Consider the following 24,080-nt stretch of genomic DNA (forward strand, 5'->3'; position numbering starts at 1 on the left):
CTCTGTCCCTTGAGCCATGCAATTATTCCGTTTGAGGTGGATTAGACTCTACAGAAGTTTGGCTCTTCGCAAGCCGCAAATCTTCAGCAACTTGGGGATAGCCAGGATTCAAATCATAAGCCGCTTCCAAATGGGGAATCGCTGCCGATGGTTTATTTTGCTGAAGCAACGCTTTCCCTAGCCCGTGTAGTGCCTCAACATTGATGGCATTTAGCTGAGTTGCTCGTTCAAAATCAGCAATAGCCGCCGCCTCCTTGCCTTGCGCCAACAACGCCAACCCCCGTCCACTGTAGAACTGGTGAGTAAAAAATAAATTGCGTGGTTGTAGTTTTAGCGCTTTTTCATAGGCTGGAATCGCCTGATCGGATTTACCCTGTCGACGCAGAATATTCCCCACCGCGAAATGACCTACCGCAAAATCAGGGTCGATCTGAACTGCCTTTTGATAATGTGCGAGTGCCAAGTCATATTGTTTGAGTTCAAAGTAGAGCTGTCCGAGTACCGTCTCTAATTTCGCGTTAGGGGTTGTCTCAATTCCCACAAAAGCCAGGGGGAAACTCACCTTTTTCAATCCTGTTTGCAACAGTTGGCGAGCTTCTTGCTTTTGACCTGCTTGGAGTAGAACCTTACCGAGGGTCATCCGTATAAAAGGATTCTCTGGTGAGTCCTGTACAACTGGACGTAGAACCGTCAGCGCCTCCTCTACTTGACCATTACCAGCTAAAGCCCCACCCAGATTAATCACAATCATATCTGAACCAAAGGGGGCGGACTGCTCGGCCTGATTCGCCTGAAAAACATCCTGAGCTTTTCTCAGGACAACAATCGCCTCTTCCCACCGCTCCAATGTTGTGAGTACAACCCCCATTTCATTCAGTACATGGGCGTTTTTAGGTTGTAGAGCTGCGATCTTCTGATAAGCCTCAACCGCAGGTCCTAAGCGATTGAGTTTTTTGAGCGCTTTCGCTAACCACTTATAAGCATCAGCATCTAGCTCAGCATCGGGTTTAGTCGCGTTTGAACCTAAGAACTGCCGATATTGGGTAAACGCGCCCTCAAAATCTTGTTTTCGAATCAGGGCATCGCCCATCAGGGTATGGGTATAGACGCTTTTCGGGGAAAGTTTAAGCCGTTGGGTGTAATTGGTAATCGCTTCATCCCATCGTCTTTGCTGGGCATAATTTTGCCCCAAGACCAAATAGGCATCTGAGTATTGCGGATCGAGGGCAATGGCATTTTCTAGAAACGGTACACCCTCTTTGACCTTTTGAGTCGAGGTTAAATAGTGTCCCACCTGCAGGTAAGCCCGTGCATCAAGTTGCCTATCCGTTAACGACGCCGATTCTTTGATGAGGACTGCCTGACGGAAAGACTGGATGGCTGGGTCATATTTCTGGGCTTTGACTTGGGTTTTACCCAGGTTCCTCCAAATCGCAGCATTTTTAGGCGTGAGCCGGGTCGCGTAATCGAAGGTTGCGATCGCACGATCCAACTCACCCACCGAAACCAAATTTTCACCTAAATCATTGTAGGCAAGCCCATCAATTTCCTTAGCAGAGAGCTGCTTCGATTCAGATTGATGATATTGACGGTAAATATTGAGGGCTTGGGTTAATTTTTGCTGTCTAATACGGACTCTAGCAATATCGAACTTGTACTGGGCATGCCAGCTTTGTAAGGTTTTCCCCCGTTCAAAAGCAGCAATCGCTTCATCATATTTTTGACAGCTTTCTAACGCCTGCCCCAGGGCGTGATATCCCCCCGCTATTTCATGTTTGGGCGTTTTTTCTAATGCCTTTTCCAGCTCTTGACGCATCCCCGCCCAATCTTGATCACATTCAGCTTCTGTCGGTTGAGGAAACTGAGGGCCACTAATCTTCAGTTGTGACTGAGACCGGCCAGGCATGGCAGATAAGGCCAAAACCAAAGCGAGTGGAAAAGCCAATCGACGCATATTTTAATCCTTCGTATACAGCGGATGGGAAAGGGTTTGTATTCAACAGAGCGTTTTCCTTTTAGAAGAAGGCACCGGCATCAGACGTTCCTCTTCAAGTAGATCGCTACTATTGGCCTAAACGGCTTAATAAGCGACGCCTCCAGATGCTCGTGCGTGATCGTCTCTTCGCATTCTGTAGATCCTTGAGCACTTGAGGATGGCGAGGATTCATATCATAGGCTGTTTCTAGATGTTCAATCGCAGCCAACGGTTTATTATTCCGCAGCAAGGCTTTCCCTAACCCATGAGCAACCTCAACATCGAACGATCCAAGCTGGATTAACCGCTCCAAATCGGTAATGGCTGCATTAACTTTGCCTTGGGCCAGCAATGTGAGTCCTCGCCCCCGGTAAAACTGTTGGATAACCGATAAATCATGGGGCTTGAGCTGCACGGCTTTGTCAAATGCCAGAATCGCTTGCGCATATTGGCCTTGTCGGCGTAATGCCTCTCCAGCAGCCTGGTAACTCAAGGCGAATTTAGGCTCTAAACGAACCGCTTGCTGATAATGCTTGAGAGCCATATCATCTCGTTTCAGGTCGCTATAGATCTGGCCTTGGAGCATTTCCAGTTTGACTGCTGGGGTCGTATCCATATTCGCCACTTTCAGGTAAAAGTGATCTTGTTGGAGCCCCGTTTGCAAAATCTGGCGGGCTTCCCAAACCTTCCCCACCTGCATTAGCACTTTACTCAGGGAATATTTCACTTCACTGCTTATGGAATCTGCTTTAAGGCTTTGTTGAGCTTGTCGCAAAACCTGAAGCGCTTCTGTGGTAAGCCCCCTTTTTGCCAACGCCTCTCCCAGATGAACTGAGATAGTTTCAGCTTTGAACGAGGCTGTTTCCTCCGATTGGCCTGAGTTCACCAGATCTTGGGCCTGCTGAAAAACGTCAATGGCCTGATCCCAGCGTTCCAATTGACTCAGCACTTTTCCCATCTCATAAAGCACCTTGGCATCTTGGGGGTTTAAGGTTGCCAATTGCTCATAGGTTTTCACCGCAGCGTCTAATCGATTATGGTTTTTCTGGGCTTTAGCTAACCACAAATAAGTCTGTGTATCCAGCTCAGCATCGTCAGTAGGAGAAGAATCTGGGCCTAAGAATTTTCGGTAATGGGTAAAAGCCTTCTCAGCGTCTCCTTTACGGACCAATAGATTTCCCATTAAGAGATGGCTAGGACCATCCGTTGGAGAGAGTTTTAGCCTTTGAGTATAGCTGGCAATGGCTTCCTTCCACCGTCTTTGCTGGGTATAGCTGTGCCCTAAAACGAAATAAGCATCTGACAATTGAGGATCCAGTGCGATCGCTTTCTGCAATACGGGGATACTTTGCACCTCATCTATGGCAGTTAGAACGTTACCCATGTGGAGATAGGCACGGGCATTCAGTTGCTTTGCGGTTAAGTCAGTCGATTCCTGCAATTCAACCCTGCGGCGAAACGCTTTCTGGGCTGAAGAAAATTGCTGAGCGTGTAAATGAGCTTGGCCCAAGGTCTGCCAAATTTTTCCATTGTTGGGCGCCAGCTGGGTGGCCTGCTTTAAAGTTGCGATGGTCTTCGACCGGCCTTCGGCCATCGCACCCTCAACGTTCTCCAACGCCATCAAGACTTCCCCCAAACTTTGATGAGCAAGGGCATCAATCTCTTGCTCTGAAGGAGTCTTCGCCCCAGGCTGCTGGTGAGCTAGTATCTCAGCCTGTGACTGATGGAATTGACGATAGATATCGAGGGCTTGACTCAGTTTTTGCTGCTTAACCAGAACCCTTGCCGTACCCAAGCTATAGGGAGAGTTCCGTAAGCCTCGCTCTTGATCATATACATCAATTGCTTCCTCAAATTTATTGCACCGCTCCAATGTCCCCCCTAGATTGGAATATCTTCCTTCAAGGACAAGGGGAGGTGTATTGGCTGGTGCTTGTTCCAATGCTTGTTTCAATCCAGCCCAATCTTGATCACAAGCCACTTGAGGTAGTGGCGGCAATTTAGGTGTTCTTGCTTGCAACTCAAACTGGGGCATCGCCTGAGTCGGCAGCGCAGACAGGGCTAGACCTAATGTGATAGGAAGTGTTAATCGATGCATCTTGTATTTAGTCCATTTCGTAGAGTTTGTGGCGGCGTGATTTATGGTGTTGTAGCAGCCGCTAAGCGTTAAGTTGATCCTTTGCCTTTTGCAAATCCTCGGATAAACCAGGATGTCGAGGATTGAGTTCAAAGGCGGTTTGCAGATGCTGGATCGCTTTAGCGCTTTGCTGCTGGGTTAACAGTGCTTTACCCAGACCATAGTGAGCTGCACTATTTTGAGGATTTAACCGAATAGCTTGTTTGAATGCAGAAATCGCTGTTTCTACCTGCTTTCTCTCGAATAAGGACCAACCCAAGCCGTTATAGGTCTTGTGAGTAACATCCAAACTGTAGGATCTCAGCCTCAACGACGTTTGATAAGCTTCGATCGCTTGATCAAAGTGCCCCAACTGACGTAAGACATCGCCGCGATGATAGTGAGCCAACGGAAACTTCGGCTCTAACTGAAGAGCTTCGTCATAGTGCTGCAATGCCTTGTCATATTGCTGGAGTTCAAAATAAATTTCGCCATGCTTGGCAATCAGGCGAGCCTCATTAGAAATGGGAGGATCAGCATATTCAAATTGAGTCTTTGTGGGATAAACGCTTTGCAATATTTTGCGAGCTTCCTGATGATGCCCCACTTGCGACAGTACTTTGCTGAGGGTCGTTATCGTCAATGGTCCTGTTAGAGAGTTGGCTTGAGCTTGGCGGAGGATGCGAAGGGCGTCGTGTGGGCGGCCATGCTTCGCAAGGGTATCAGCCAACAGACTAGTTACCCTCTCTGGCATTGCATAGGAACTCCCGATAAAGAGGGGCGTTTTTGGCGTCGGTCGGTTTATCAACTTATGGGCTTGTTTTAAGTAAACGATCGCTTCATCCAAACGTCCTAGCTCTGATAGATAAGCGCCGAGTTGGGCATGAGTCCCAATATCCTCAGGCGTTAAGGCAAGAGCTTGCTGATAAGCCTTCACCGCATCAGCCGGTTTATGCTGATATCGGAGGGTCCCAGCTAACAGGACATAAGCCGCACTATCAATAGCTAGCCCTTTTCTCACTTCACGCTGATCAAGCTGAATCAAAGTCCGAAAATGGGAGAAAGCGTTGCCCAAATCACCTTTACGCACCAGTAGAGATCCCATATTCTGATGCACCACCGTATTATCGGGAGATAGCTCCAGGAAACGACGATAGGTAGCAAGGGCTAAATCCCATTGCTTGTCCTCAAAATAGTGCTCTCCCAAAATAAAATAGGCACCCTCAAGATCAGGGTCCAATTCAATAGACTTTTTCAGAAAAACAGCCCGTTGTGGAGATGGGTTATCAATATTGCTTGCAACGCGGTAATAAGCACGGGCATCTAATTGCTGTTCGGTCAGTGAGGTGGAGTCTCGAAGTTCTTCGACTTGCCGGAATGCTGTGAATGCCTGTTGATAACGCTTTTGCTGAATGTAAACCCTACCCAGGTTGTACCAACGCATATCGTTTTGAGCATTGATTTGGATGGCGTATCGATACATTGCGATCGCACGATCCAAGTTACCCTCCTGGACCAAGGCTTCAGCCAAAGCATCATAGGTCAGTGCCTCCAGCTCTAAGGCAGATCCTTTGGTATTTCCCGCAATCAACTGACCTTGTCGATAGACACTAAGTGCTTGAGTAAACTTTTGCTGTTTAACGAGAATTTTGGCAATCTGGTATGTGCTGTGGGAAGAAGCGTGAAAGGTCTGTCCTCGTCGGTAAGCAGACAGTGCAGCATCTAACTGTTTGCACTTTTGTAAGTTATGTCCCAAAAGCTGGTAACCATCTGCAACATGGCGTTTGTCAATGGTTAATGCAGCTTTTTCCAACTGTTGCTTAATAGCATCCCAGTTCTGATTACAAGTGGCAGGAGTTGAATGTCTAATGGGTTTTTGATCTGGAAGCTGTGCCCAAACTTGATAAGGCATTGACGAGAGACCCAGACCTATCAGTAGCGCGAGAGATAAGCGGCGCATGCAGTAATGTCCTTCTATAGTTGATAGCCAGTCGTGAGGAGCTTCGGTATTGGTCATCATCATTGAAAAGACGATCTAACCTGATGCCTTTTCAACCAATCCGAAATACGTTATGCAGATATAACTGGAATCATAGGAGTTTCCCTCACCACAAAACATGAGAGATATCACCCCCGCTAGTGGACTCGATCACAGACACTCTGCAATCGCTCAGGCACTCTAACCCCAACCGGCCAAGCCATAAGCGTCACCCTAACTATCCAAAACCCATGGGGCGATGCCACAGATACACAGCCACCCTGTCCAAGTGAGGTGCAGCGAGTCACAGTTAGCTTATCTCTGCTGTGGTCGTTGGGTATAGATAACCCCATTTTCTGCTCTCAACGGATGGCTGGAGCGTCAAAAATGGGGGAATGCTGGAGCTATTCTTTTTTCTTAGGTATAAAAGGCTGTGTAGCTTCAATGTCTACAAAGTAGGCATCATCACCATCTCGAATAATCCGTTTGCCCAAGCGAGGGAATTCACCAATTTCAGCATGCCTGTGTTCACCCCCCATCAGATAAACCAAATCCTCTTCAAACGGATTGCGAAGATGATGGGCCACAGAAGGGGTTGGAAAGCCCATAAAGTCTCCAGGACCCACTTCATATTCTTGATCTTCAATTTCGGCAATACCCCGCCCCGACAGGATATAGACAAACTCCTCCTCATGGTGGTGGGCATGATAAATAAACGATTCTTTGCCCGGTGGTACCCGACTAAGCCGCAGGACCGCTCGTTCCAAGCCGACCTTTGCTCCTAAATCTCGCAGATGAATTTCGGAATTAGGGTTTAGGGGGTGCTGAAAGGCAAACTCTGGGGTTTGTTCAATAGCATCTGCGCGCAGAAGATAAGGATTGGTTTCAGTCATTTCAGTCTTCCTTTGAAACTTGAGCGTTACACAATAAATTCAGCGCTAAACCAGCTATCTAGAAATAGGCTGGCCGCGCTCAGAGGCTTGAATAATTTCAGATTCGGTTGCTCCTGCCTGCAGCCATTCCTGCATATGCGGATTCTCGAAGATCGTGTGGATATAGTCCTGGGCGATCTGGGGTAAAGACACCCCATAGGTTACGAATCGAGACGCGACAGGGGCATACATAGCATCGGCAACCGAAAATTCCCCAAATAGCCAAGGCCCTGCTTCCCCATAGGTTTGACGGCAAGATTGCCAAACCGAGAGAATCCGTTCAATATTGGTTTGGCAGACTGCAGAAGGCTCCACCCCTGTCCGCCGTGCCCGACAATTCATCGGCATTTCAGATCGCAACGCCATAAAACCGGAATGCATTTCTGCCGCAACAGCCCGAGCTTGAGCCCGGATTGCTGGCGGTTGAGGCCAACCCTGTTGATGGGTCTCTGCCCCATATTCACAAATTGCCAGGGAATCCCAAATCGTTCCCTCATCTGTGATCAGGACAGGAACCAGTCCTGAAGGAGAATAGTTTGCCAGTTGCGATCTCGTTTTATCCGTAAACAAAGGCACCCGAACTTCCTGGAAGGGAACGCCTACCTGCTTTAGGAAAAGCCAAGCTCGTAACGACCATGAGGAATAGTTTTTATTGCCAATCACTAACGTTAGATCTGTCATGGTGACCTCCAAAATGGTGAGGGTTTTGCCTAGGTCTAAAGGATTCAGCGGTTCTGCAATGCAATGGTGCTTCGTTGTATTGAGGGGGCTTGCTAAGACAGCAATCGCATTTGTTCATCGGGGGGCTGATATCCCAGATGAGTCCAGGCTGCAGGCGTCGCCACTCGGCCCCTAGGCGTGCGGTTCAGATAGCCAATCTGCATCAGATAGGGTTCATAGACCTCTTCAATGGTCTGAGAGTCTTCCCCTGTCGCCGCTGCTAAGGTATCCACGCCCACCGGACCACCGTTATATTGCTCAATCATCACTGTCAGTAGCCGCCGATCCGTCCAGTCCAAGCCACAGGGATCGACATTAAATAGCTCTAGGGCTTCCTGGGCAATCGTTTGGGTAATCTCCCCTGAATGCTTGACCTCCGCATAATCCCGCACCCGTTTCAGCAAGCGGTTGGCAATCCGAGGCGTCCCCCTGGACCGCCGGGCCACTTCCTCTGCCGCATCTGAAGTGATTTTGGCCTTGAGGATATCTGCGGTTCGCAACACAATTTGCCCCAGCTCATCGGCTTCATAAAAACGCAACCGTTGGACAAAGCCAAAGCGATCTCTCAAGGGCGACGTCAATGCTCCCACCCGCGTAGTTGCACCGACTAGGGTAAAAGGCTTTAAAGGCAAACTGCGAATCCGTGCAGACTGCCCTTTCCCAATCGTGATATCAAGCCGAAAATCTTCCATCGCCGGATACAATAGCTCTTCCGTCATCCTCGACAGCCGATGAATTTCATCGATAAATAAGATATCCCGAGGTTGTAAGTTAACCAGCAAACCAACAATATCCCGGGGACGTTCTAGGGCGGGCGCACTGGTGACTTTACAATTCACCCCTAACTCAGCTGCCAAAATCAAAGAAATCGTCGTTTTTCCCAGCCCTGGGGGGCCATAGAGAAGGAGATGGTCCAGAGCCTCTTGCCGGGATTTCGTGGCCTGGATGGCAATATCCAAAACCTCTTTCAGTTCTCGCTGGCCAATATATTCGTCAAACCGCTGGGGTCTGAGCTTATCATCTTGCTTACCAACGAATTCTTCTTGCACCGCTTCCGGTTGCAACAATGCATCCGTCTGTTGGGGCTTAGAGTGCTCGACAGACTTCTTGACGGATTTTGCCTGAGAGGGCTTTTTCGACCCATCCGGTTGAGGAGATTGCTTAGAGGAGACAATGGCCATAATAGCCTCCATCATAGCGGCCAAAGGCAGTGGGTGGGAGATCCCCCCAAATCCCCCACTATCCTTTAACGCAGACCACTTGCTTCAGGGTGGCGACCACCTCTACCAAGTCAGACTGATTCGCCATCACTTCTTCAATCGGCTTGTAGGCCCCTGGAATTTCATCCAGAATTCCCTTGTCCTTGCGGCACTCCACCCCTTGGGTTTGTTCAATCAAATCATCCAGGGTAAAGTGCTTTTTCGCCTTGGTTCGAGACATGGTCCGCCCCGCTCCGTGGCTACAAGAGCAATAGCTTTCCAGATTCCCCTTGCCTTTGACAATATAGGACTTCGCGCCCATGGAACCGGGAATGATGCCGTAGTCTTCTTGGCGAGCCCGGACCGCACCTTTACGGGTGACATAGACCTGCTCTCCATAGTGCATCTCTTGCTCCGCATAGTTGTGATGACAGTTAACGGATAGCACCGGCTTGGTGGGTTTGCCCCCAGCCAAATGCTTCTCCACAATCCGCTTAAAGCGGGCCATCATCACCTCTCGGTTATAGCGGGCGTAGTCCTGGGCCCACTGCAAATCCCGCCAATAGGCAGCAAACTCAGAGGTGCCCGCTACAAAGTAGGCCAAATCTAGATCCGGCAATTTCATCTCAGCCAGCTTGGCTAGCTCCTTTGCCGTTCTGATATGGTTTTGAGCCAACATATTGCCGATATTGCGGGAGCCGGAATGCAGCATTAGCCACACCTGATCATCAGAATCCACGCAGACTTCAATAAAGTGGTTGCCCCCTCCCAAAGAGCCCATTTGGCGCAAGGCTTTCTTTTCCAGGTGCTGTACCCCGGTATGGAGATGCTTAAAGTCCTGCCAGCGCTGCCAGTTGTAGACCGACTTATCCGCTTCGTCGTTTTGGTTGAAGCCCACCGGAATCGTAGCCTCAATATCTAAGCGGATTTGCTTAAGGACTTTGCTATCCAGTTGATCGGCGGTGAAAGGCGTTTGCATCGCTCCCATGCCACAACCAATATCAACGCCAACGGCTGCTGGAATCACCGCATCCTTCGTAGCGACAACCGAGCCCACCAAGGCCCCTTTGCCCAGATGCACGTCTGGCATCAAGGCCACATGCTTATAGACAAACGGTAGGGAAGCCACATTCTTTGCCATTTGGGTTTCTGCTGGCCCCAAATCATGATTTGCCCAAGACAGGACAGACTTTGGTGCTGACAGCTTCAGTTGTTGGTAAGACATGGTTTCACCCCCATCCAGAGATCACAAAGATTAACAGCTCTATTCCCCAGCTCAAATCGAGACGAGTCGTAGAAATATCTGTAGTACATATACTACAAAGCTTTTTTGGATTCAGCAACCTTTCTTGTGCCCTGTTCTTCCAGTCTGATCGCCAATGTCAACACCATATCCCTGGGTGATGTTGAATTCCCTACACCAGAAGGGAACGATCACCTCAGGGGAATGGTTACAGCAATATGTCTGAAGTATGGCCAGTATGTTTGGGCAGCAGTTAGCTGCTAGGTTGAATTCTATAAGTTATGGCGTTGTCCCATTCAAGTGTTGTGGTTAAGTTACCTCACTCCTTAGAACCCTCCACTGGCGATATTCGAGCCCCTCAAAAACTAAGATTTGCTAAAGGCTTGATGGGACGTTGGCCCAGAATTAGCGCTTTGTTGGTGAGTGATTTCTTGGCCTTGGGCATTGCCTGGAAAATTGCGGCTCGGTTTAATCAGTTTTACGCGCCCATCCCACCGCAACTGGTTTGGTGGTCTTGGTTAGGGCTACCCAGCTTATTTTGGGTGTTTTCGAGCCTGATGGTTATTGTGCTGGCCTGTGGTGGACTTTACAACACATCAGGAGCCTGGAAACACTACGTTCGCGCCGGCCAGTTGGTCAGCTTGACGTATTTATGGTCCTTAGTGATCAGCTATTTTTATGACCCCAAGCTCGATGCTCCGCGATCGTTATTTTTTACGGCTTGGTTTGGCAGTGTGGTAATGGTGATCGGATTACGGCTGATGACCACCCTGGTCTTAGAACAAATTGGCCTCTTCCACCGCAACAAAATTCCGGTCTTTATTATTGCGCCTGCGGATCGCTTACCCGTGCTCGCTAAAGTGATTCAGCAGCAGTCACAGTATCGGATTGTTGGTGCCGCCCTTTCCTCCACCGCCAATGCTAATAGCATGATGCAGTTAATTTGCAAGACGCCTGCGGTCGAAGTGTTGGCAGAAGAGCTTCCCCAAACGGATTTGGCCTCAATGCTGTATTGGCAACTGAGACGAGAAGGAATTACCCTTCGCCTCTTGCCTTCCAGTGTAGAAATGCTGCATCGCCGAGGCATTCCCGAAATGTTTGCCCATATTCCCACTTTAAGGACAGAAGTCCCGCTATTAGGTGGACTCGATTATCAGGTCAAACGCTTGATCGATATTTTTGCGGCCCTTGGCTTGTTGGTTGTGTTGATGCCCGTTTTTATAGGAATTGCCATTGCCATTAAGCTCACGGCTCCCGGACCCGTGTTCTTCTGTCAAGAGCGGATTGGGCTGGGCGGACGGAGCTTCCAAATGTGGAAGTTTCGAACCATGGTGGTTAATGCAGAGGCACTACAGGCCCAGTTGGAATCTCAGAATCAAAATAAAGATGGCATTCTGTTCAAGGTCAAAGATGACCCCCGGCTGACGAAGTTAGGGAAGTTCTTACGTCGCACGAGCTTAGATGAACTTCCTCAACTGATTAATGTTTTACTGGGACAAATGAGCCTTGTAGGGCCTCGTCCACTGCCCATCCGGGATGTAGAGCGGTTTGACTCTTGGCATCATATCCGCCATCATGTTGTTCCTGGTATGACAGGGTTATGGCAAATTTCAGGCCGCTCCCAGGTGGGCAACTTTAATGAAGCCGCTCGCCTGGATCTGTATTACATCGATAACTGGTCCCTAAACCTAGATCTCGAGATATTGGTAGAAACTGCAAGAATTGTGTTGTTCGGCTATGGTGCGTACTAAAGCGTAGGGTAATGTACCCACCATAAAAATAAAGTCCCTTCGGTATTAACGACCATCATGCCTATAAAGGGTTAGACTCGTTAATTTGCGTCTTGCTCTTTCGAGACAAGTTGCCGTTTCGAGGACTTAACTGAGCTATACGGGGGGATCGATAGCCCATCTATATACGAGTATAAACCGATTTATTCTCCATGACTACAAAAAGCCATTAAATTTCTATTTAATTTGCCCTATAGAAATATACTAAAAACCCGAAATCCTTTCCAGAAAAGGATTGTGGCAAATTAACATTCCCTTACAAAACCAGTTCTCGCATTACAGGATTTCAGAATATTCTGCCAGACTTAAAAAGTGATATAAATCACATTCGATTATCTTCAAACTATCCAACATGTGCCTGTTGTCTACAGCAATAAACCCGCTGTAAATGCCTTAGCCTCAACATTGGGCTCAATCCACCTGTCGCTCATACTGAGGTCATTAAAGCTCTCTCCGGTCCATGTAAACCTGCAAACAAACAACGATGGCTTTTCTGAGAGAACTATCATTGCCCAACAGCCCCTGCTCCAGAAATCGCTGGTCATGATCACCACAACATTTCCATAGCGGTGGCAAGACACTTCTCACATTTCAGAACCAGCAATGGATGTACAACTCTCTTCTTCCCGAGTTGAAATCATATATCCCTAGTGGTCACTAGACAGTTCTTTCAACTGATGTTGCGATCTTTCGAAACCTCTAGCTGAATCCGAACCATAGTTGATGCATGTTTAAAACAGCCGATCTCTCGAAGTTGACCTCATAGGTGATCAATCTTGACGTATTGCCCTGATCCAGATGGGTCAAGATTGCCGACTTTGACGCTTCCAAAGTAGCATTCATCTTTACTGTGCAAGGCAGGAGTGATCACGGTGGCTACATTAATTAGGCAAGAAATATGCTCACTTGATCTGTCCTCGCAATATCAAGCTTGCCGTTTAGAGTATTCGTAGCGCTCTTCACTAAGGATGTGACCAAGGCCATTAACGAATAGTTGCTAGCAAGTTACCCTGCTATCTATCATCTCAGCGCACACTTATCCTGGGATGGTTTAAACCTTAGTTAAGGTAAATGGCTCAGCCATTTAGAGCTACCGAAATCAATTAGACTTCCATTTGTAATGCAGCAGATTTTTGCAAGAGACCGACTAACTCGTCAATTCCTTTCTTGATTCGTCGAGTAACGGTAACGGGGCTAACGCCAATCCGTTGAGCCACTTCTTGTCGAGACAGTTGATGGACAAAGACAGACTCGATCATTTCTCGGGTGCGATCTTCTAGTTGATCCAGTGCTTGCTGAAGTTCTAAGCGATCTTCTTGATTCGTTTGCATAATCTGGCACCGAGCATCCATCAGAGTATCCCCAAGGGTCATCATGGAATCAGACTGCTGATGATGGCCGGAAGAGACGCGGGCATTCAAGCTAAGAGGAACGCGGTTAGATGCTGCTAGCTTAACTGCTCGCCATTCTTGCATAGATAGATCGAGTTCGTCGGCGATTTCTTGATCGCTGGGATGGCGTCCTAGTTCCATCGTTAATGCCTGGCGAACTTTTGCGCCATCGCGACTCAGCTGTTGCCATCGACGAGGGATGCGAACAGTATTGGCACGATCCCGCAAGAAGTGGAGGATTTCGCCTCTAATGTAGGGAACAGCAAATGAGCTAAAGGCATAACCTTGGGTCGGATCAAAGCGCTCGATAGCGGTGATCAATCCCAGGAAACCACATTGTTCTAAATCTTCATAAGGCTCTGCACATTGATGAGCGAGACGGTGAGCCACCTTGCGGACTAATCCCATATTCAAGCGGACCAAACGGTTTCGGAGCTGAACAGAAGGTTTCTGGCGATAAGCAACCAGCATCTCCATTGTTTGGGACTGTAAGGAAGTTTGATAAGCCATAGTTTAATCGTCCTGATGTCCTGTACCTGGAAATCATTATCGAGATACTGAACTTGAAAAACCATCGTTAAAATACGGGACTTTATAAAAATAAATGGAAGAAGCCTACGCATTATTACGTAAGTAGATCCCCGGACAGTCTATTTACATTCGGTAATAATTCGGGAGAAATCAGTATTAACACGGAGTAGTAATGCTTTACCGAAGAAATAACTCCGTATATTTACATTACCTAGACTATCTGTAGCGTCGATGGTCTAGGCATTTATCCCTTTGCAGCATACCCAAAAATTCTCAGGGTTATATCCACTGTAATAAACACCTTATCTTTAGGGGTTACGGATAACCCTAAATTTGTTCCTCCCTACTAAAGAGGGAGATAAGGCAAAATGAGAGGTAGCAGACCAGTCAAAGAGTTTGTTTAAAAGAGGAAGTCCGTGAGTAATACAAGTAATTTTCGTAACGCTATTCAAGAGGCCAGACAGAACGCCCTTGTTGGCCCCAATGTTATTCCAAATGCTCTACCTTACCTAGGTGCAGGCTTAGTTTTAACTGCTGTCGGCGCATGGGGTGGTCTAGGAGTTATTTCTAGCTTTGGCCCCCAAACTTACAGGGCCACTAGTCTGCCAGCGATGATTCTGTTCTTTGTACTCTTCTTCGTGTCACAAAGAGCAGCCACTAAAGTCAATAACAACGTTGCTTTGCCCCTGTTGGCAACATTCAGCTTAGTTACTGGCTATACCCTATCCTTGCTTGTTGACATCGCTCTAAAAACATCCGGAGTAGGTGAAACGGGGTTAGCGATTGCTGCATTGAGTTGTGGCATTACCTTTATTGCCGCTCGTCCTATTGGAGCAAATCTATCAGATGAAGATGGATTTGCCCTCACCAAAACAATTCAACTAGGGGTGATCGCTTTACTAGTTGTCATGTTTGCCCAAGTCATATGTATGTGGTTTGGCATTATTTCTCCTAGCTGGTTGGAAATTGGGATTTCCGGCATTGGCGTACTGTTGTTTGTTGGAGCAGCTGTTGTTGACTTCTTTGTTCTGCCTAGAACTTATGAAGATGAGCAATATTTATCTGCTGCTCTATCCATGTACTTGACCTACGTCAATCTGTTTATCTTTATCCTCAGATTCTTAATCGCAATTAATAGTAGAGATTAACGATTGCAGCCGCTAGTGCTTTAGTTTCAGGGGGTTGGATAATTATCCAACCCCCTGAAACTTTTAAATTTCGAACAGAGTCTTTATAAATGAATAGGAAAAGCACTTAGAAAATATCGACCAGAGGGAAGAATGATCGGTCAAACAATTCTGATGATGGCAGGACTCAGTTTAGGCATGAGTTTGATGGCCAACAAACCGCAAATATCTCCCCCCAATCCCGTCTCTTCTACTGTGGCTAGACCTCCCTATAATTGCTTCACGCGTGAGGTTTGGAGTCCAGCGAAGCAGGCTTGGTGTGATCGCTTTGGTCCTCACTCTGAGAGGGAGCATTGGCCTGATGTAGCGAGACCGGAGGTATGGGAGAGAGATCGCAACCGCTATACGCCAATTAGCCTAGATTCATTCTCCACTGAGGCTGCTTTGACAGGGACTGATCCCAAGTCCATTGCTTTATCCTTGGTCGAGTTACCCGACACTGAGGGAGACTCCCAAAAACGAACCTCCGTCTCGATTCAAAAAGGCCAGTCAGCCGTGGTGATGCTGTCTCAAGTTGGCTTGGCAGATGATTCGGTGCAAGGTCTTCGATACCGCTTTGAATTTGAGCCTCAGGGAATGATTGAGGACGAGGAAAAATGGCAACTCGTTTGGATGGGGCGACAGCAACTCTGTTGGCCAGGCCGAGGGCCAGAAAAATGGACCAACCAACCTTGTCTGTAACTTAGGGATGTTGCGAGCGATCCAGTTCAGCATCTTCCCAGGACACTGGATCTTCGATGGGTTCTAAATGGGTCATCACATGGGTGCCAGGTAAAGCGGTCATAATCGATTGTTCCAAGATGTCGCATAGCTCATGGCCTTTTTGGACGGACCAATTCCCCGGCACTAGAACATGAAAAGAAACAAAATTTCGAGCCCCAGCCACACGGGTACGGAGGGCATGGAACTGAATACCTTGGGATTGGTAGGCCGTTAAAGTAGCGCGAATAACAGCTTGGTCTGCTTCAGGCAGCGCGCTGTCCATCAGCCCAGACATGGTTTCCCGAATCAGCTTGCTGGAGACCCAAGCAATATTCAAGGCAACTAATAGGGCCATGATTGGATCGAGAATCAGCCATCCCGTCAGCTTCACAATTACCAAACCCGCCACCACCCCAACCGATGTCCAAACATCGGTTAATAAGTGGTGAGCATCAGCTCTGAGGGTGATCGAACGTAACCGTTTACCAGCCCGGAGTAAAACCCAGGCCACACCAGCATTGACTAGGGATGAAAGGATGGATAAGCCTAAACCGAGTTCCAACTCTGCGAGGGGCTGAGGATTAAACAATCGAGGTATGGCTGTGATGGCGATGCTAATCGCTGCCACTAGAATAAGAAGCCCCTCTAGACCGCTGGAAAAATATTCGGCTTTAGAATGACCGAAGGTATGTTCTTGATCGGGGGGTTGAGCAGCAACCGTTAAAGCCCAAAATGCCGCTAATGCAGCAATTAAGTTCACACTGGACTCGGCTACATCTGAAAATAAGCCAACGGAAGAAGTGAGCTGATAGGCACCAAATTTCAGCACCATTGTTATCAATGCAGCCGCAATCGATAACAGGATATAAGCTCGGGCAGCCTTACTGCTCATAACGTTATCTACACCTCAGCCCCCATACCAAAGGGCTTCAATTTTATGGGCCATCTCTACGGCCATAACTGAATCTTCAGAGGATAATAACATTGTCGCATGTCCTAGCTTCCGCCCAGGCCGACTTTCTGTCTTGCCATACCAATGAACGAAGGTCTGGGGAAGGGCAGCAATGGCCTGCCGTTTTTGTAAATAATCATGGTGGCTGGTTTCAAATCCCAGTAGGTTGACCATGACGGCAGCGGAAGTGAGGTGAGTTGGCCCTAAAGGCTGACCACTAATCGCCCGTAGATGCTGCGCAAATTGGGAGGTGGTGCAGGCATCGATGGTGAGATGGCCAGAATTATGGGTGCGAGGGGCAATTTCATTGACCCACACTTGGTCGTCAGCGGTTTGGAATAACTCAATCCCCACAATCCCCACCATATCCAGATGTTCTAATATCTGGGATGCGATCTGATCAATTTGTGCCTGAGTTTGGGGCGATAGTTGCACAGGGGCAATAGCCCAATGACAAACCTGATCCTGCTGATGAGTTTCTACCACTGGGAACAGGGAAATCTCCCCCGTGGTAGAGCGAGCTGCCATAACCGCCAGCTCCCACTGAAAGGGGACATAAGCTTCCACCATCAATACAGACGGATCCTGTTTGGCTTGCTGCCAACATTGGGCCAAGTCTGCCGAAGTATGACAAATAAAAGTGCCCTGGCCGTCATAGCCATTGCGCCGCGCTTTAACAACGACGGGAAACTCGAAGGATGGGGGCAGGGAGTCAGATGTTAGGGTTGCAAATTGGGGGACAGATATGCCAAGGGAAGCAAAAAAGCTGCGTTGCTCATACTTATCGAGTAGGGGCGTAAGGCTGGCTAAGCTGGGGCGAAAGCAAGCCCCTTGGGCTTCTAGCTTTCCTAAGGCGTCTAAATCAACAAACTCATTTTCGAAGGTAATGACTTGGCACTGTTGAGCGAGTTGAGCGGTGGCGGCAGCATCCGTAATAGGGGCGAGAATGGCCTGCTGGTCTAGATCCGCCACACTTTGGAGGGCTGAGTCAGAGACGTTGGGGGTTTGGAAAACGAGGTTGAGGTCTAAGGATGGAGCTGCTTGATTTAACATCCAAGCTAGCTGACCACCGCCCAGAACACCAACGGTATGAATGGGGACTTGAGGGGATGTAGGAGCGGACGAAGTTGCGATCGCAAAATCAGACATAAAACCTAGTTATTTTTAAAAGGCTGGCTCAGGCTCTGCTTCTGGTGGTGTTTCCGAAGCGACATCGCCCTGAACCCGTTCAGTATTGCCCATGGACACCCAGCCTTCCACATCCTCGCCTTTTAGGTCAGCTTTAATCTTCTGCCATTTTTGGTCTGGTGATGTTTCAATCACGGTGACGGGCTCTTCGTATTCTAGGACTTTAATAACATCCGCATCCGAAGATCTTTCTTTTCTAAGGAATAAACCGTCGGGGTAAATGACGACTGCTGGATAGGGCTTAGGCTTAGCAGGCGTTGTGGGTTTAGCGTCGTTAGGAAACTTAGGTTTTTCAGGGATTTGGGAAAATCGGTTCAGGTACAAATAGCCAGCACCCACCACTGCTCCCCCAACAATTGTCAAACCCAAGATGATACCAATGACGATTTGAGCGATCTGAGACGGTTTCATACAGGCATCAAGATGACAAAGTTAGTCAAATTCTAAGGGTAGAGAACAATTAATGGTTATTCAAATAAAAATTATTTGCAGCACAGTCCGATTAATCCGGCTGTTGAAGTTGCCGCTGAATGCGCAAGCTTAGTGTACTATGCTTGGACGCTAATCGTGCTTTCCCTGATGCTGCCCAATCTTGGAGAAATTCTACCTGTTCTTGGGCCGTACGGGCTAAAGGAATGATTTGGCTGGCGGCTTCTAAGATATCATCCGTCGTAAAGTCTCGGTTCTGGCTAAATCCCAAATGCATCGCTTCAATAATGCTTTGTTCCAGCTCGGCTCCCGAGAAATCAGGGGTTTCGTAAGCTAATCGCTGTAAATCATATTGATTGAGGTTATGGGGACGTAGCCGAGATAAATGCACCGAAAAAATCGCTTCCCGTTCTTCCTTGGTCGGTAATCCCACAAAAAAGATCTCATCAAATCGCCCTTTTCGTAGCATCTCTGGGGGTAAAGACTGGATATTATTAGCCGTTGCTACGACAAAGACCGGAGAGGTTTTCTCCGCTAGCCAAGTAATAAAGGTGCCAAACACCCGGCTGGTTGTCCCCGAATCCCCCCGACCATCAATGCCTGCAAAGGCTTTATCAATTTCATCAATCCAGAGAATGCAAGGGGCAAGGGCCTCCGAAAGCTGAATCATTTGTCGGGTTCGAGACTCTGACTCTCCAACTAATCCGGCAAATAGACGCCCTACATCCAGACGCAATAGCGGCAGGTGCCAATGGTGGGCAATCGCCTTCGCCGTTAAGGATTTGCCTGTCCCTTGGATGCCGACTAACAATAGACCACGAGGATGGGGTAAACCATACTGTCGCGCTTTTTCAGAGAAGGCACCTCCTCGGCGCAGCAGCCAATCCTTAAGATTATCGAGGCCACCAATATCGGAAATATTTTCCCGAGCGGGATAAAAATCCAGAATCTGGGTTTGGCGAATGGTTTGTCGTTTCTCTTCCAGGATAAGTTCCACATCATCAGCGCTGAGTTGCCCATGGGTTGCGATTGCGCGGGACAATACCCGCCGAATCCGATCCATCGTTAACCCTTGGCAGGAACGGGCCAAATCATCCAAATCCTTACCCGTCAAAGGTTGAGTGGTGGCAGCCAATAGACGTTCCACTTCAGAACGAATGTCTCCTAAATCAGGTAGAGGAAAATCAATCACATGGACCACTTCCCCCAAATCACTGGGAATGGCTACCTCACTGGCGAGCAAGACGATATTCTTGGGCTGAGACTTTAGCAGTCGAGATAGATTACGAAGCTTCCGAGAAATGGCCACATCCTCTAAAAATCGATTGAAATCTCGCAGGATAAAAATCGCAGGGGCAGACGTGGGTAGCTGCTCAATAAGTTCTAGGGCCTGCAAAGGGTTGCGTTGACCAAACCCTGCATCCGTGGGGTTCCCTTGATAGCCATCCACAAAGTCCCAAGTATAGACCGCTCGATTCCCCTGACGTTGAGCCGAATCCGCAATCACCGATTCCACTCGTTCTTCCTCTTGCGTCGGAATATAAATTAATGGATATCGGGCTCTTAGGAGTAACTCAAACTCATGACTGAAACTCATGGGACTAACCCTGACATAGTGAATATTTTTTGAGAGCAAGCATAAATGGCCACGAATTCCATCAACAACCTGTGGATAGATCCCGCTTGCCAATTCTACCTGGGCATTGAGAAGGATTGCATCACGCTGGAATGTGGAAAACTGATGCTTCTCCCTGGGTAAACTGAGTAAACCACCTTATCCATAGGAGATCTTGCACCAACCCAGGCTATCCCAATATGGGACATGGATATGAGGCAAACAATCATCAGGGGGAAATCCCATGTCCATTATTCAATCGACGGATCTGGAAGCACGAGGACTGCTGAATGATCAATCATCAGCACTGCAAATTAAAGGCAAATGGTTTAGGCCTGGCCCTGCTTTTACTAAATCCTTACTACAAACAGCCCTAGAATTCTGTGAGGATGCCCGAAACCAGGGGCGACAATATTTACTCATTGAATTCCCCACCTATTTCATGGCTTGGCAACGCATTCGCCCTAAAAAATCCACATCACCCTCGCAGAAACCGCCCGCTTCCCCACAAGCCATTTCTTCTCAAACTTCACCGCCACCCAAGCCGACCGCTCAGCCTAGCCCACCCACAGAGCCACCCGATCTATCCACTAAAGCAACCCTGGCTAGTGTAAATCGGATCTTTATTAACCGTTGTAAAACGGAGCTGGCTATTCATGTGGGGCCAATGGCTGATTTCTTAACCGAACAGATTTTGAAGCAGTCACCTCAGCTGTCGCCCCAGCAGCTCATTGATGCCCTTGCCCAACAAATACCTGATCCCCAAGCGGCCCTAGCCTTTCGCAAAACCTTGGAGTAAGGTTACTTTTTAAACACAAAGTAAATATGTTCATTTTCTGATATCTACACCCTGGAGAATACTGTTAATCACGAACAGAAACTCTTCCAGGTTTTGATGATGATTAATTTGCGAGCAAGAGATTATTCAGACCATAGGTACTTGTTGCAAAGTAAGTTTACACTTACCGAGTTGACGTTTATACTCATCAATAATTAGCTCTGTTAGCAGAGTGGTTTAGGGGGGATTTGCTTGCTATCACTTCAGCAGGAGGATTCTCTTGAAAGTTATTCAAGTTCAAGATCTGCAAGCACAAGATATTCAAGGCATTAGTGAGCATCAGCTCTTATTTCACGGTCAATTATTTCAGTTAGGGCCTAAAATCTCCAAAAAATTAGAGAAAGCGGTTCTGGAATATTGCCAAATCTCCTGTAGATCCGGTCAAGCCTGCTTGCTTCAAGATGATGGCTCCCATTGGGTGGTCTGGAAACGGGTCAAGAAATCACCTGAACCATCAAGGGCTCTTCCATCCAACTCTGCGCCCAATGTTTTCCAACCGCGCACCCTCTCTCCTCAGTTCATTAGCCGCTGTAAGCAAGAGCTGGCGAACTGCATTGGCCCGATTGCTGACTTAGTCTTTGAACAAACTCTGTCCAGCCTCAACACAGATATCCTTAAACCTCAGGAATTTGTTGCGGCCTTAAGCCAAAATATTCCATCCTCCGCTTTAGCCTCTAGATTCCATGATCATTGCCAACCCGCCTCGGAGGCCGAGATGGTCGCATCTAGAGTTCGATTCATGAAGCATTCTACTCAAGCCGGCGATTATCTCAGCCGTAATAAGCGGGTTCATTCCCCGGTTTCCATTTAATATTGCAGCCAATACTGGGTTTCTGGTTTGCCGAAATCGGCTGTTCTGCCAAGGCAGCATCCAACGCTCCTCGCAAATCTTCCCCCGTCACCATCAGATTATTGCTGGGACGGCTATCGTCTAGCTGTCCTCGATAGACGAGTTTGCGGTGAGCATCAAAGACAAAAAAGTCGGGTGTACAGGCCGCAGTATATTGCTTGGCAACGTCTTGGTGTTCATCAAAACAGATGGGAAAGTTATAGCCGAGGCTGGTCGCCATGGCGGTTAAGTGCTCTGGATCGTCCAAGGGGTGGCTCTGGATATCGTTAGAGCTGATCGCCACAATTCCCAAACTTTGATCAGAATAATCGTGACCAATCTGAGCCAGTTCGGCTTGGACATGTTTCACAAACGGACAGTGCTGGCAAATAAACATCACTAGGAGAACGTTGCGATGGGCAAATGTCTCTAAGGAAATGGTTTGCCCACTGACCACATCTGGCAGCTGAAAGTTGGGAGCGGGTGTCCCCAGATCCAACATTGTCGAAGCGGTTAACACCATAATGTCTACCCTTGAGCAATTAGCACACTAAAACTTTATTCTGCCGTGACCCTACTCAGATTACCAAGCGGTCATTCTTAACCTGCCGCTCATCCATTCAAGACGGATGTCACAAAGCAATGGTGGTCTGTTCACCTTAAAGCTAACAGAATTGGTGAAAGAGATGAAGAAAACGCCTTAAATTAGAGATCTATGTCATCTTGTTGGCAGTGCCACAGCCCAAAATCCTGGGTTCAAATGTAAATCACAACAGAATGTGCTCACACATGAGAAATTGGCAAACGATTGAGAACACGGCCTTTGACCTCATCGTGATTGGGGGAGGCAGTAATGGAGCAGGGGTGGCCCGTGATGCGGCTCTGCGAGGCCTTAAAACTCTGCTGATCGATAAAGATGATTTCGGCAGCGGCACCACAGGCTGGTCGAGCCGGTTGATTCATGGCGGGCTGCGCTATCTGGAATACTTTGAATTCAACCTGGTCCGGGAATCCTTGCGAGAGCGGGAAGTGCTATTACGGGTGGCCCCCCATTTAGTCCGGCCTCTACAGATGTCGATTCCCGTCTATGCCAGCGGCTCGCGAGCTTTCTGGGAAATTCAGGCCGGAATGCTGCTCTATGATGTTCTCAGTTTTGATAAATCCCTACCCAATCACCGGATTTTGCCTCTGCAAAAGTGCTTGCAGCTATTTCGGCACCTGAATCCAAAAGGGTTAAAAGGGGCAGCCCAATATTTTGATGCCCAAGTCGTTCATGCTGAGCGCCTCTGTTTGGAATTAGTGCTGTCGGCCCAAACTGCAGGGGCGACAACCCTGAACTATGCCCAAGTGTCTCAGCTTCAAGTCGAAGGAGATCGAGTCACAGGCATTACTCTTGACGACTTGATTGCAGAGACCACCCATACAGTCCAACTATCCCCCCAAACCGTGGTGATTAATACGGCAGGTCCCTGGGTCGATCAGGTTTTACAAGGGATACAGTCTCCAACCCCGAAACAAGAGCGAAAAATCGGCGGTACTAAAGGCAGCCATATTATCGTCGATCCCTTTCCCGGAGCCCCCGACGCTGCCCTTTATGCGGAAGCCGAAGTCGATAACCGTCCCTTTTTCATTCTGCCCTGGGCCAATCAATATCTGATTGGGACTACAGATATTCGGTATAGCGGTGATTTAGATCGGGTTAAGGCCGATGACGCTGAAATTGATTATTTGCTGAATGAAACCAATCGAGTGATTCCCTGTGCCCAACTGTCTCGGGCTGATATTCGCTTTACCTATGCCGGTGTCCGACCGCTCCCCTATAGCGAAGGGAAAAAGACCAGCAGTATTACCCGCAGCCATGTTCTCTACGATCACTGCAAAGACGGCATTACCAATTTAATTTCTTTAATTGGCGGTAAGCTTACCACCTATCGGCAGGTGGCAGAAGAAATGGTGGATGCTGTGTTGAAGAAGCAAGGTCGCGGCCCAATTCCTTGTGTAACCAAGCAAGAGCTATTTCCAGGTGCGATCTCACTCAACGATACCTTGATCGAAACCATGATCAGCAAATACCAGTCCCTCGTTAGCCGAGAGACTGTCTTTCATCTGTTCTCTATCTATGGCAGTTTTGCTGTGAAGATTTTGGCTCTTATTGATGAAACCCCAGAACTAGCCGAGCCGATTACCCCATCCCTACTCGATATTAAGGCCCAAGTGGTCTATGCGGTCCAATCTGAACACGCCCACACCCTCGTCGATATATGCGTGCGGCGAACGATTTTGGCGATGCAAACCAATTATGGTTTTGATGTGCTGCCAGCAGTGACGGCAATTTTGAAGCAATACTGCAACTGGAGTGACGCAGATTGTGATCACCACATCCAACACTATCATCGGTTTATGGAAGCCAATAGTTTGCCTGATTTTGTGACGGCTCAGACAACAGCGCCTATCCGTTGACGTTC

The 24,080-nt window shown here is 48.2% G+C and carries 19 protein-coding genes and 1 riboswitch; of the genes, 6 read left to right on the forward strand and 13 right to left on the reverse strand.

Translation table 11 applies throughout. The annotated features are described in order from the left end of the window. Nucleotides 1–22: 22 nt before the first annotated feature. From AM1_RS21530 to AM1_RS21560, 7 genes are all read right to left on the reverse strand, one after another. Nucleotides 23–1,954, reverse strand: coding sequence for a tetratricopeptide repeat protein (locus AM1_RS21530; protein WP_012165005.1), 1,932 nt, complete (start codon nucleotides 1,952–1,954; stop codon nucleotides 23–25). A 109-nt stretch (nucleotides 1,955–2,063) separates the two neighbouring features. Continuing rightward, nucleotides 2,064–4,073 carry a tetratricopeptide repeat protein gene (locus AM1_RS21535; protein WP_012165006.1) on the reverse strand — a complete coding sequence of 670 codons (2,010 nt, stop codon included), beginning with the start codon at nucleotides 4,071–4,073 and terminating at the stop codon, nucleotides 2,064–2,066. 61 nt (nucleotides 4,074–4,134) lie between these two features. Then, on the reverse strand, nucleotides 4,135–6,051 hold the full coding sequence (locus AM1_RS21540; protein WP_148215793.1) for a tetratricopeptide repeat protein: 1,917 nt from the start codon (nucleotides 6,049–6,051) through the stop codon (nucleotides 4,135–4,137). A 422-nt stretch (nucleotides 6,052–6,473) separates the two neighbouring features. Then, nucleotides 6,474–6,962, reverse strand: coding sequence for a cupin domain-containing protein (locus AM1_RS21545; RefSeq protein ID WP_012165008.1), 489 nt, complete (start codon nucleotides 6,960–6,962; stop codon nucleotides 6,474–6,476). A gap of 54 nt (nucleotides 6,963–7,016) precedes the next feature. Next, the gene (locus tag AM1_RS21550; protein WP_012165009.1) at nucleotides 7,017–7,682 is read right to left on the reverse strand and encodes a glutathione S-transferase family protein; all 666 of its coding nucleotides are present in this window, start codon (nucleotides 7,680–7,682) and stop codon (nucleotides 7,017–7,019) included. A gap of 92 nt (nucleotides 7,683–7,774) precedes the next feature. Next, entirely contained in the window at nucleotides 7,775–8,902 is a 1,128-nt protein-coding gene (gene ruvB, locus AM1_RS21555; protein ID WP_012165010.1) for a Holliday junction branch migration DNA helicase RuvB, read from the reverse strand. A gap of 58 nt (nucleotides 8,903–8,960) precedes the next feature. Next, entirely contained in the window at nucleotides 8,961–10,145 is a 1,185-nt protein-coding gene (locus AM1_RS21560) for an RtcB family protein (protein ID WP_012165011.1), read from the reverse strand. 323 nt (nucleotides 10,146–10,468) lie between these two features. Between AM1_RS21560 and AM1_RS21565 the strand changes: the two genes are divergently transcribed. After that, nucleotides 10,469–11,914, forward strand: a complete 1,446-nt coding sequence (locus tag AM1_RS21565; protein WP_012165012.1) for a sugar transferase — start codon at nucleotides 10,469–10,471, stop codon at nucleotides 11,912–11,914. Between the two features lie 38 nt (nucleotides 11,915–11,952). Next, nucleotides 11,953–12,039, reverse strand: a riboswitch (cyclic di-GMP riboswitch). Between the two features lie 1,017 nt (nucleotides 12,040–13,056). Here AM1_RS21565 and AM1_RS21575 read toward each other — a convergent pair. Further along, the gene (locus tag AM1_RS21575; RefSeq protein WP_010477573.1) at nucleotides 13,057–13,854 is read right to left on the reverse strand and encodes an RNA polymerase sigma factor SigF; all 798 of its coding nucleotides are present in this window, start codon (nucleotides 13,852–13,854) and stop codon (nucleotides 13,057–13,059) included. Nucleotides 13,855–14,291: 437 nt separating this feature from the next. On the opposite strand from AM1_RS21575, the gene AM1_RS21580 reads away from it, so the two are divergent. Both AM1_RS21580 and AM1_RS21585 read left to right on the forward strand, forming a co-directional pair. Further along, nucleotides 14,292–15,023 carry a Bax inhibitor-1/YccA family protein gene (locus AM1_RS21580; RefSeq protein WP_010477580.1) on the forward strand — a complete coding sequence of 244 codons (732 nt, stop codon included), beginning with the start codon at nucleotides 14,292–14,294 and terminating at the stop codon, nucleotides 15,021–15,023. Between the two features lie 132 nt (nucleotides 15,024–15,155). Further along, nucleotides 15,156–15,743, forward strand: coding sequence for a hypothetical protein (locus tag AM1_RS21585; protein WP_012165014.1), 588 nt, complete (start codon nucleotides 15,156–15,158; stop codon nucleotides 15,741–15,743). A gap of 1 nt (nucleotide 15,744) precedes the next feature. Here AM1_RS21585 and AM1_RS21590 read toward each other — a convergent pair whose 3' ends face one another. The 4 genes from AM1_RS21590 to AM1_RS21605 form a co-directional block, all read right to left on the reverse strand. Continuing rightward, nucleotides 15,745–16,656 carry a cation diffusion facilitator family transporter gene (locus AM1_RS21590; RefSeq protein ID WP_012165015.1) on the reverse strand — a complete coding sequence of 304 codons (912 nt, stop codon included), beginning with the start codon at nucleotides 16,654–16,656 and terminating at the stop codon, nucleotides 15,745–15,747. A gap of 15 nt (nucleotides 16,657–16,671) precedes the next feature. Beyond that, entirely contained in the window at nucleotides 16,672–17,865 is a 1,194-nt protein-coding gene (locus AM1_RS21595; RefSeq protein ID WP_012165016.1) for a 5-(carboxyamino)imidazole ribonucleotide synthase, read from the reverse strand. A gap of 15 nt (nucleotides 17,866–17,880) precedes the next feature. Continuing rightward, nucleotides 17,881–18,315: an SH3 domain-containing protein gene (locus AM1_RS21600; protein ID WP_012165017.1), complete on the reverse strand. Its 435-nt coding sequence runs from the start codon at nucleotides 18,313–18,315 to the stop codon at nucleotides 17,881–17,883. 91 nt (nucleotides 18,316–18,406) lie between these two features. Next, nucleotides 18,407–19,930, reverse strand: a complete 1,524-nt coding sequence (locus AM1_RS21605; protein ID WP_012165018.1) for an AAA family ATPase — start codon at nucleotides 19,928–19,930, stop codon at nucleotides 18,407–18,409. A gap of 262 nt (nucleotides 19,931–20,192) precedes the next feature. On the opposite strand from AM1_RS21605, the gene AM1_RS21610 reads away from it, so the two are divergent. Further along, complete coding sequence (locus AM1_RS21610; RefSeq protein WP_012165019.1) at nucleotides 20,193–20,747, forward strand: hypothetical protein; 555 nt, start codon at nucleotides 20,193–20,195, stop codon at nucleotides 20,745–20,747. 259 nt (nucleotides 20,748–21,006) lie between these two features. Then, nucleotides 21,007–21,597 carry a hypothetical protein gene (locus AM1_RS21615; RefSeq protein WP_012165020.1) on the forward strand — a complete coding sequence of 197 codons (591 nt, stop codon included), beginning with the start codon at nucleotides 21,007–21,009 and terminating at the stop codon, nucleotides 21,595–21,597. Here AM1_RS21615 and AM1_RS21620 read toward each other — a convergent pair. Further along, the gene (locus AM1_RS21620; protein WP_012165021.1) at nucleotides 21,557–22,138 is read right to left on the reverse strand and encodes a thioredoxin family protein; all 582 of its coding nucleotides are present in this window, start codon (nucleotides 22,136–22,138) and stop codon (nucleotides 21,557–21,559) included. The two genes, AM1_RS21615 and AM1_RS21620, sit on opposite strands and share 41 nt — an antisense overlap. A 266-nt stretch (nucleotides 22,139–22,404) precedes the next feature. Here AM1_RS21620 and glpD point away from each other — a divergent pair, with 266 nt between their 5' ends. After that, nucleotides 22,405–24,075 (forward strand): glycerol-3-phosphate dehydrogenase, encoded by a 1,671-nt coding sequence (gene glpD / locus AM1_RS21625; RefSeq protein ID WP_041660097.1) that lies wholly within the window; start codon nucleotides 22,405–22,407, stop codon nucleotides 24,073–24,075. The last annotated feature ends 5 nt before the right edge of the window (nucleotides 24,076–24,080 follow it).

It is taken from the genome of Acaryochloris marina MBIC11017 (genome assembly GCF_000018105.1).
Taxonomy (GTDB): domain Bacteria; phylum Cyanobacteriota; class Cyanobacteriia; order Thermosynechococcales; family Thermosynechococcaceae; genus Acaryochloris; species Acaryochloris marina.

Excerpts from the sequence above, each read along its gene's own strand:
- AM1_RS21530 (WP_012165005.1), bottom strand. The coding sequence starts at position 1,954 with ATGCGTCGATTGGCTTTTCCACTCGCTTTGGTTTTGGCCTTATCTGCC.
- AM1_RS21535 (WP_012165006.1), bottom strand. The coding sequence starts at position 4,073 with ATGCATCGATTAACACTTCCTATCACATTAGGTCTAGCCCTGTCTGCG.
- AM1_RS21540 (WP_148215793.1), bottom strand. The coding sequence starts at position 6,051 with ATGCGCCGCTTATCTCTCGCGCTACTGATAGGTCTGGGTCTCTCGTCA.
- AM1_RS21545 (WP_012165008.1), bottom strand. The coding sequence starts at position 6,962 with ATGACTGAAACCAATCCTTATCTTCTGCGCGCAGATGCTATTGAACAA.
- AM1_RS21550 (WP_012165009.1), bottom strand. The coding sequence starts at position 7,682 with ATGACAGATCTAACGTTAGTGATTGGCAATAAAAACTATTCCTCATGG.
- ruvB (WP_012165010.1), bottom strand. The coding sequence starts at position 8,902 with ATGGCCATTGTCTCCTCTAAGCAATCTCCTCAACCGGATGGGTCGAAA.
- AM1_RS21560 (WP_012165011.1), bottom strand. The coding sequence starts at position 10,145 with ATGTCTTACCAACAACTGAAGCTGTCAGCACCAAAGTCTGTCCTGTCT.
- AM1_RS21575 (WP_010477573.1), bottom strand. The coding sequence starts at position 13,854 with ATGGCTTATCAAACTTCCTTACAGTCCCAAACAATGGAGATGCTGGTT.
- AM1_RS21585 (WP_012165014.1), top strand. The coding sequence starts at position 15,156 with ATGATCGGTCAAACAATTCTGATGATGGCAGGACTCAGTTTAGGCATG.
- AM1_RS21590 (WP_012165015.1), bottom strand. The coding sequence starts at position 16,656 with ATGAGCAGTAAGGCTGCCCGAGCTTATATCCTGTTATCGATTGCGGCT.
- AM1_RS21595 (WP_012165016.1), bottom strand. The coding sequence starts at position 17,865 with ATGTCTGATTTTGCGATCGCAACTTCGTCCGCTCCTACATCCCCTCAA.
- AM1_RS21600 (WP_012165017.1), bottom strand. The coding sequence starts at position 18,315 with ATGAAACCGTCTCAGATCGCTCAAATCGTCATTGGTATCATCTTGGGT.
- AM1_RS21605 (WP_012165018.1), bottom strand. The coding sequence starts at position 19,930 with ATGAGTTTCAGTCATGAGTTTGAGTTACTCCTAAGAGCCCGATATCCA.
- AM1_RS21610 (WP_012165019.1), top strand. The coding sequence starts at position 20,193 with ATGTCCATTATTCAATCGACGGATCTGGAAGCACGAGGACTGCTGAAT.
- AM1_RS21620 (WP_012165021.1), bottom strand. The coding sequence starts at position 22,138 with ATGGTGTTAACCGCTTCGACAATGTTGGATCTGGGGACACCCGCTCCC.
- glpD (WP_041660097.1), top strand. The coding sequence starts at position 22,405 with ATGAGAAATTGGCAAACGATTGAGAACACGGCCTTTGACCTCATCGTG.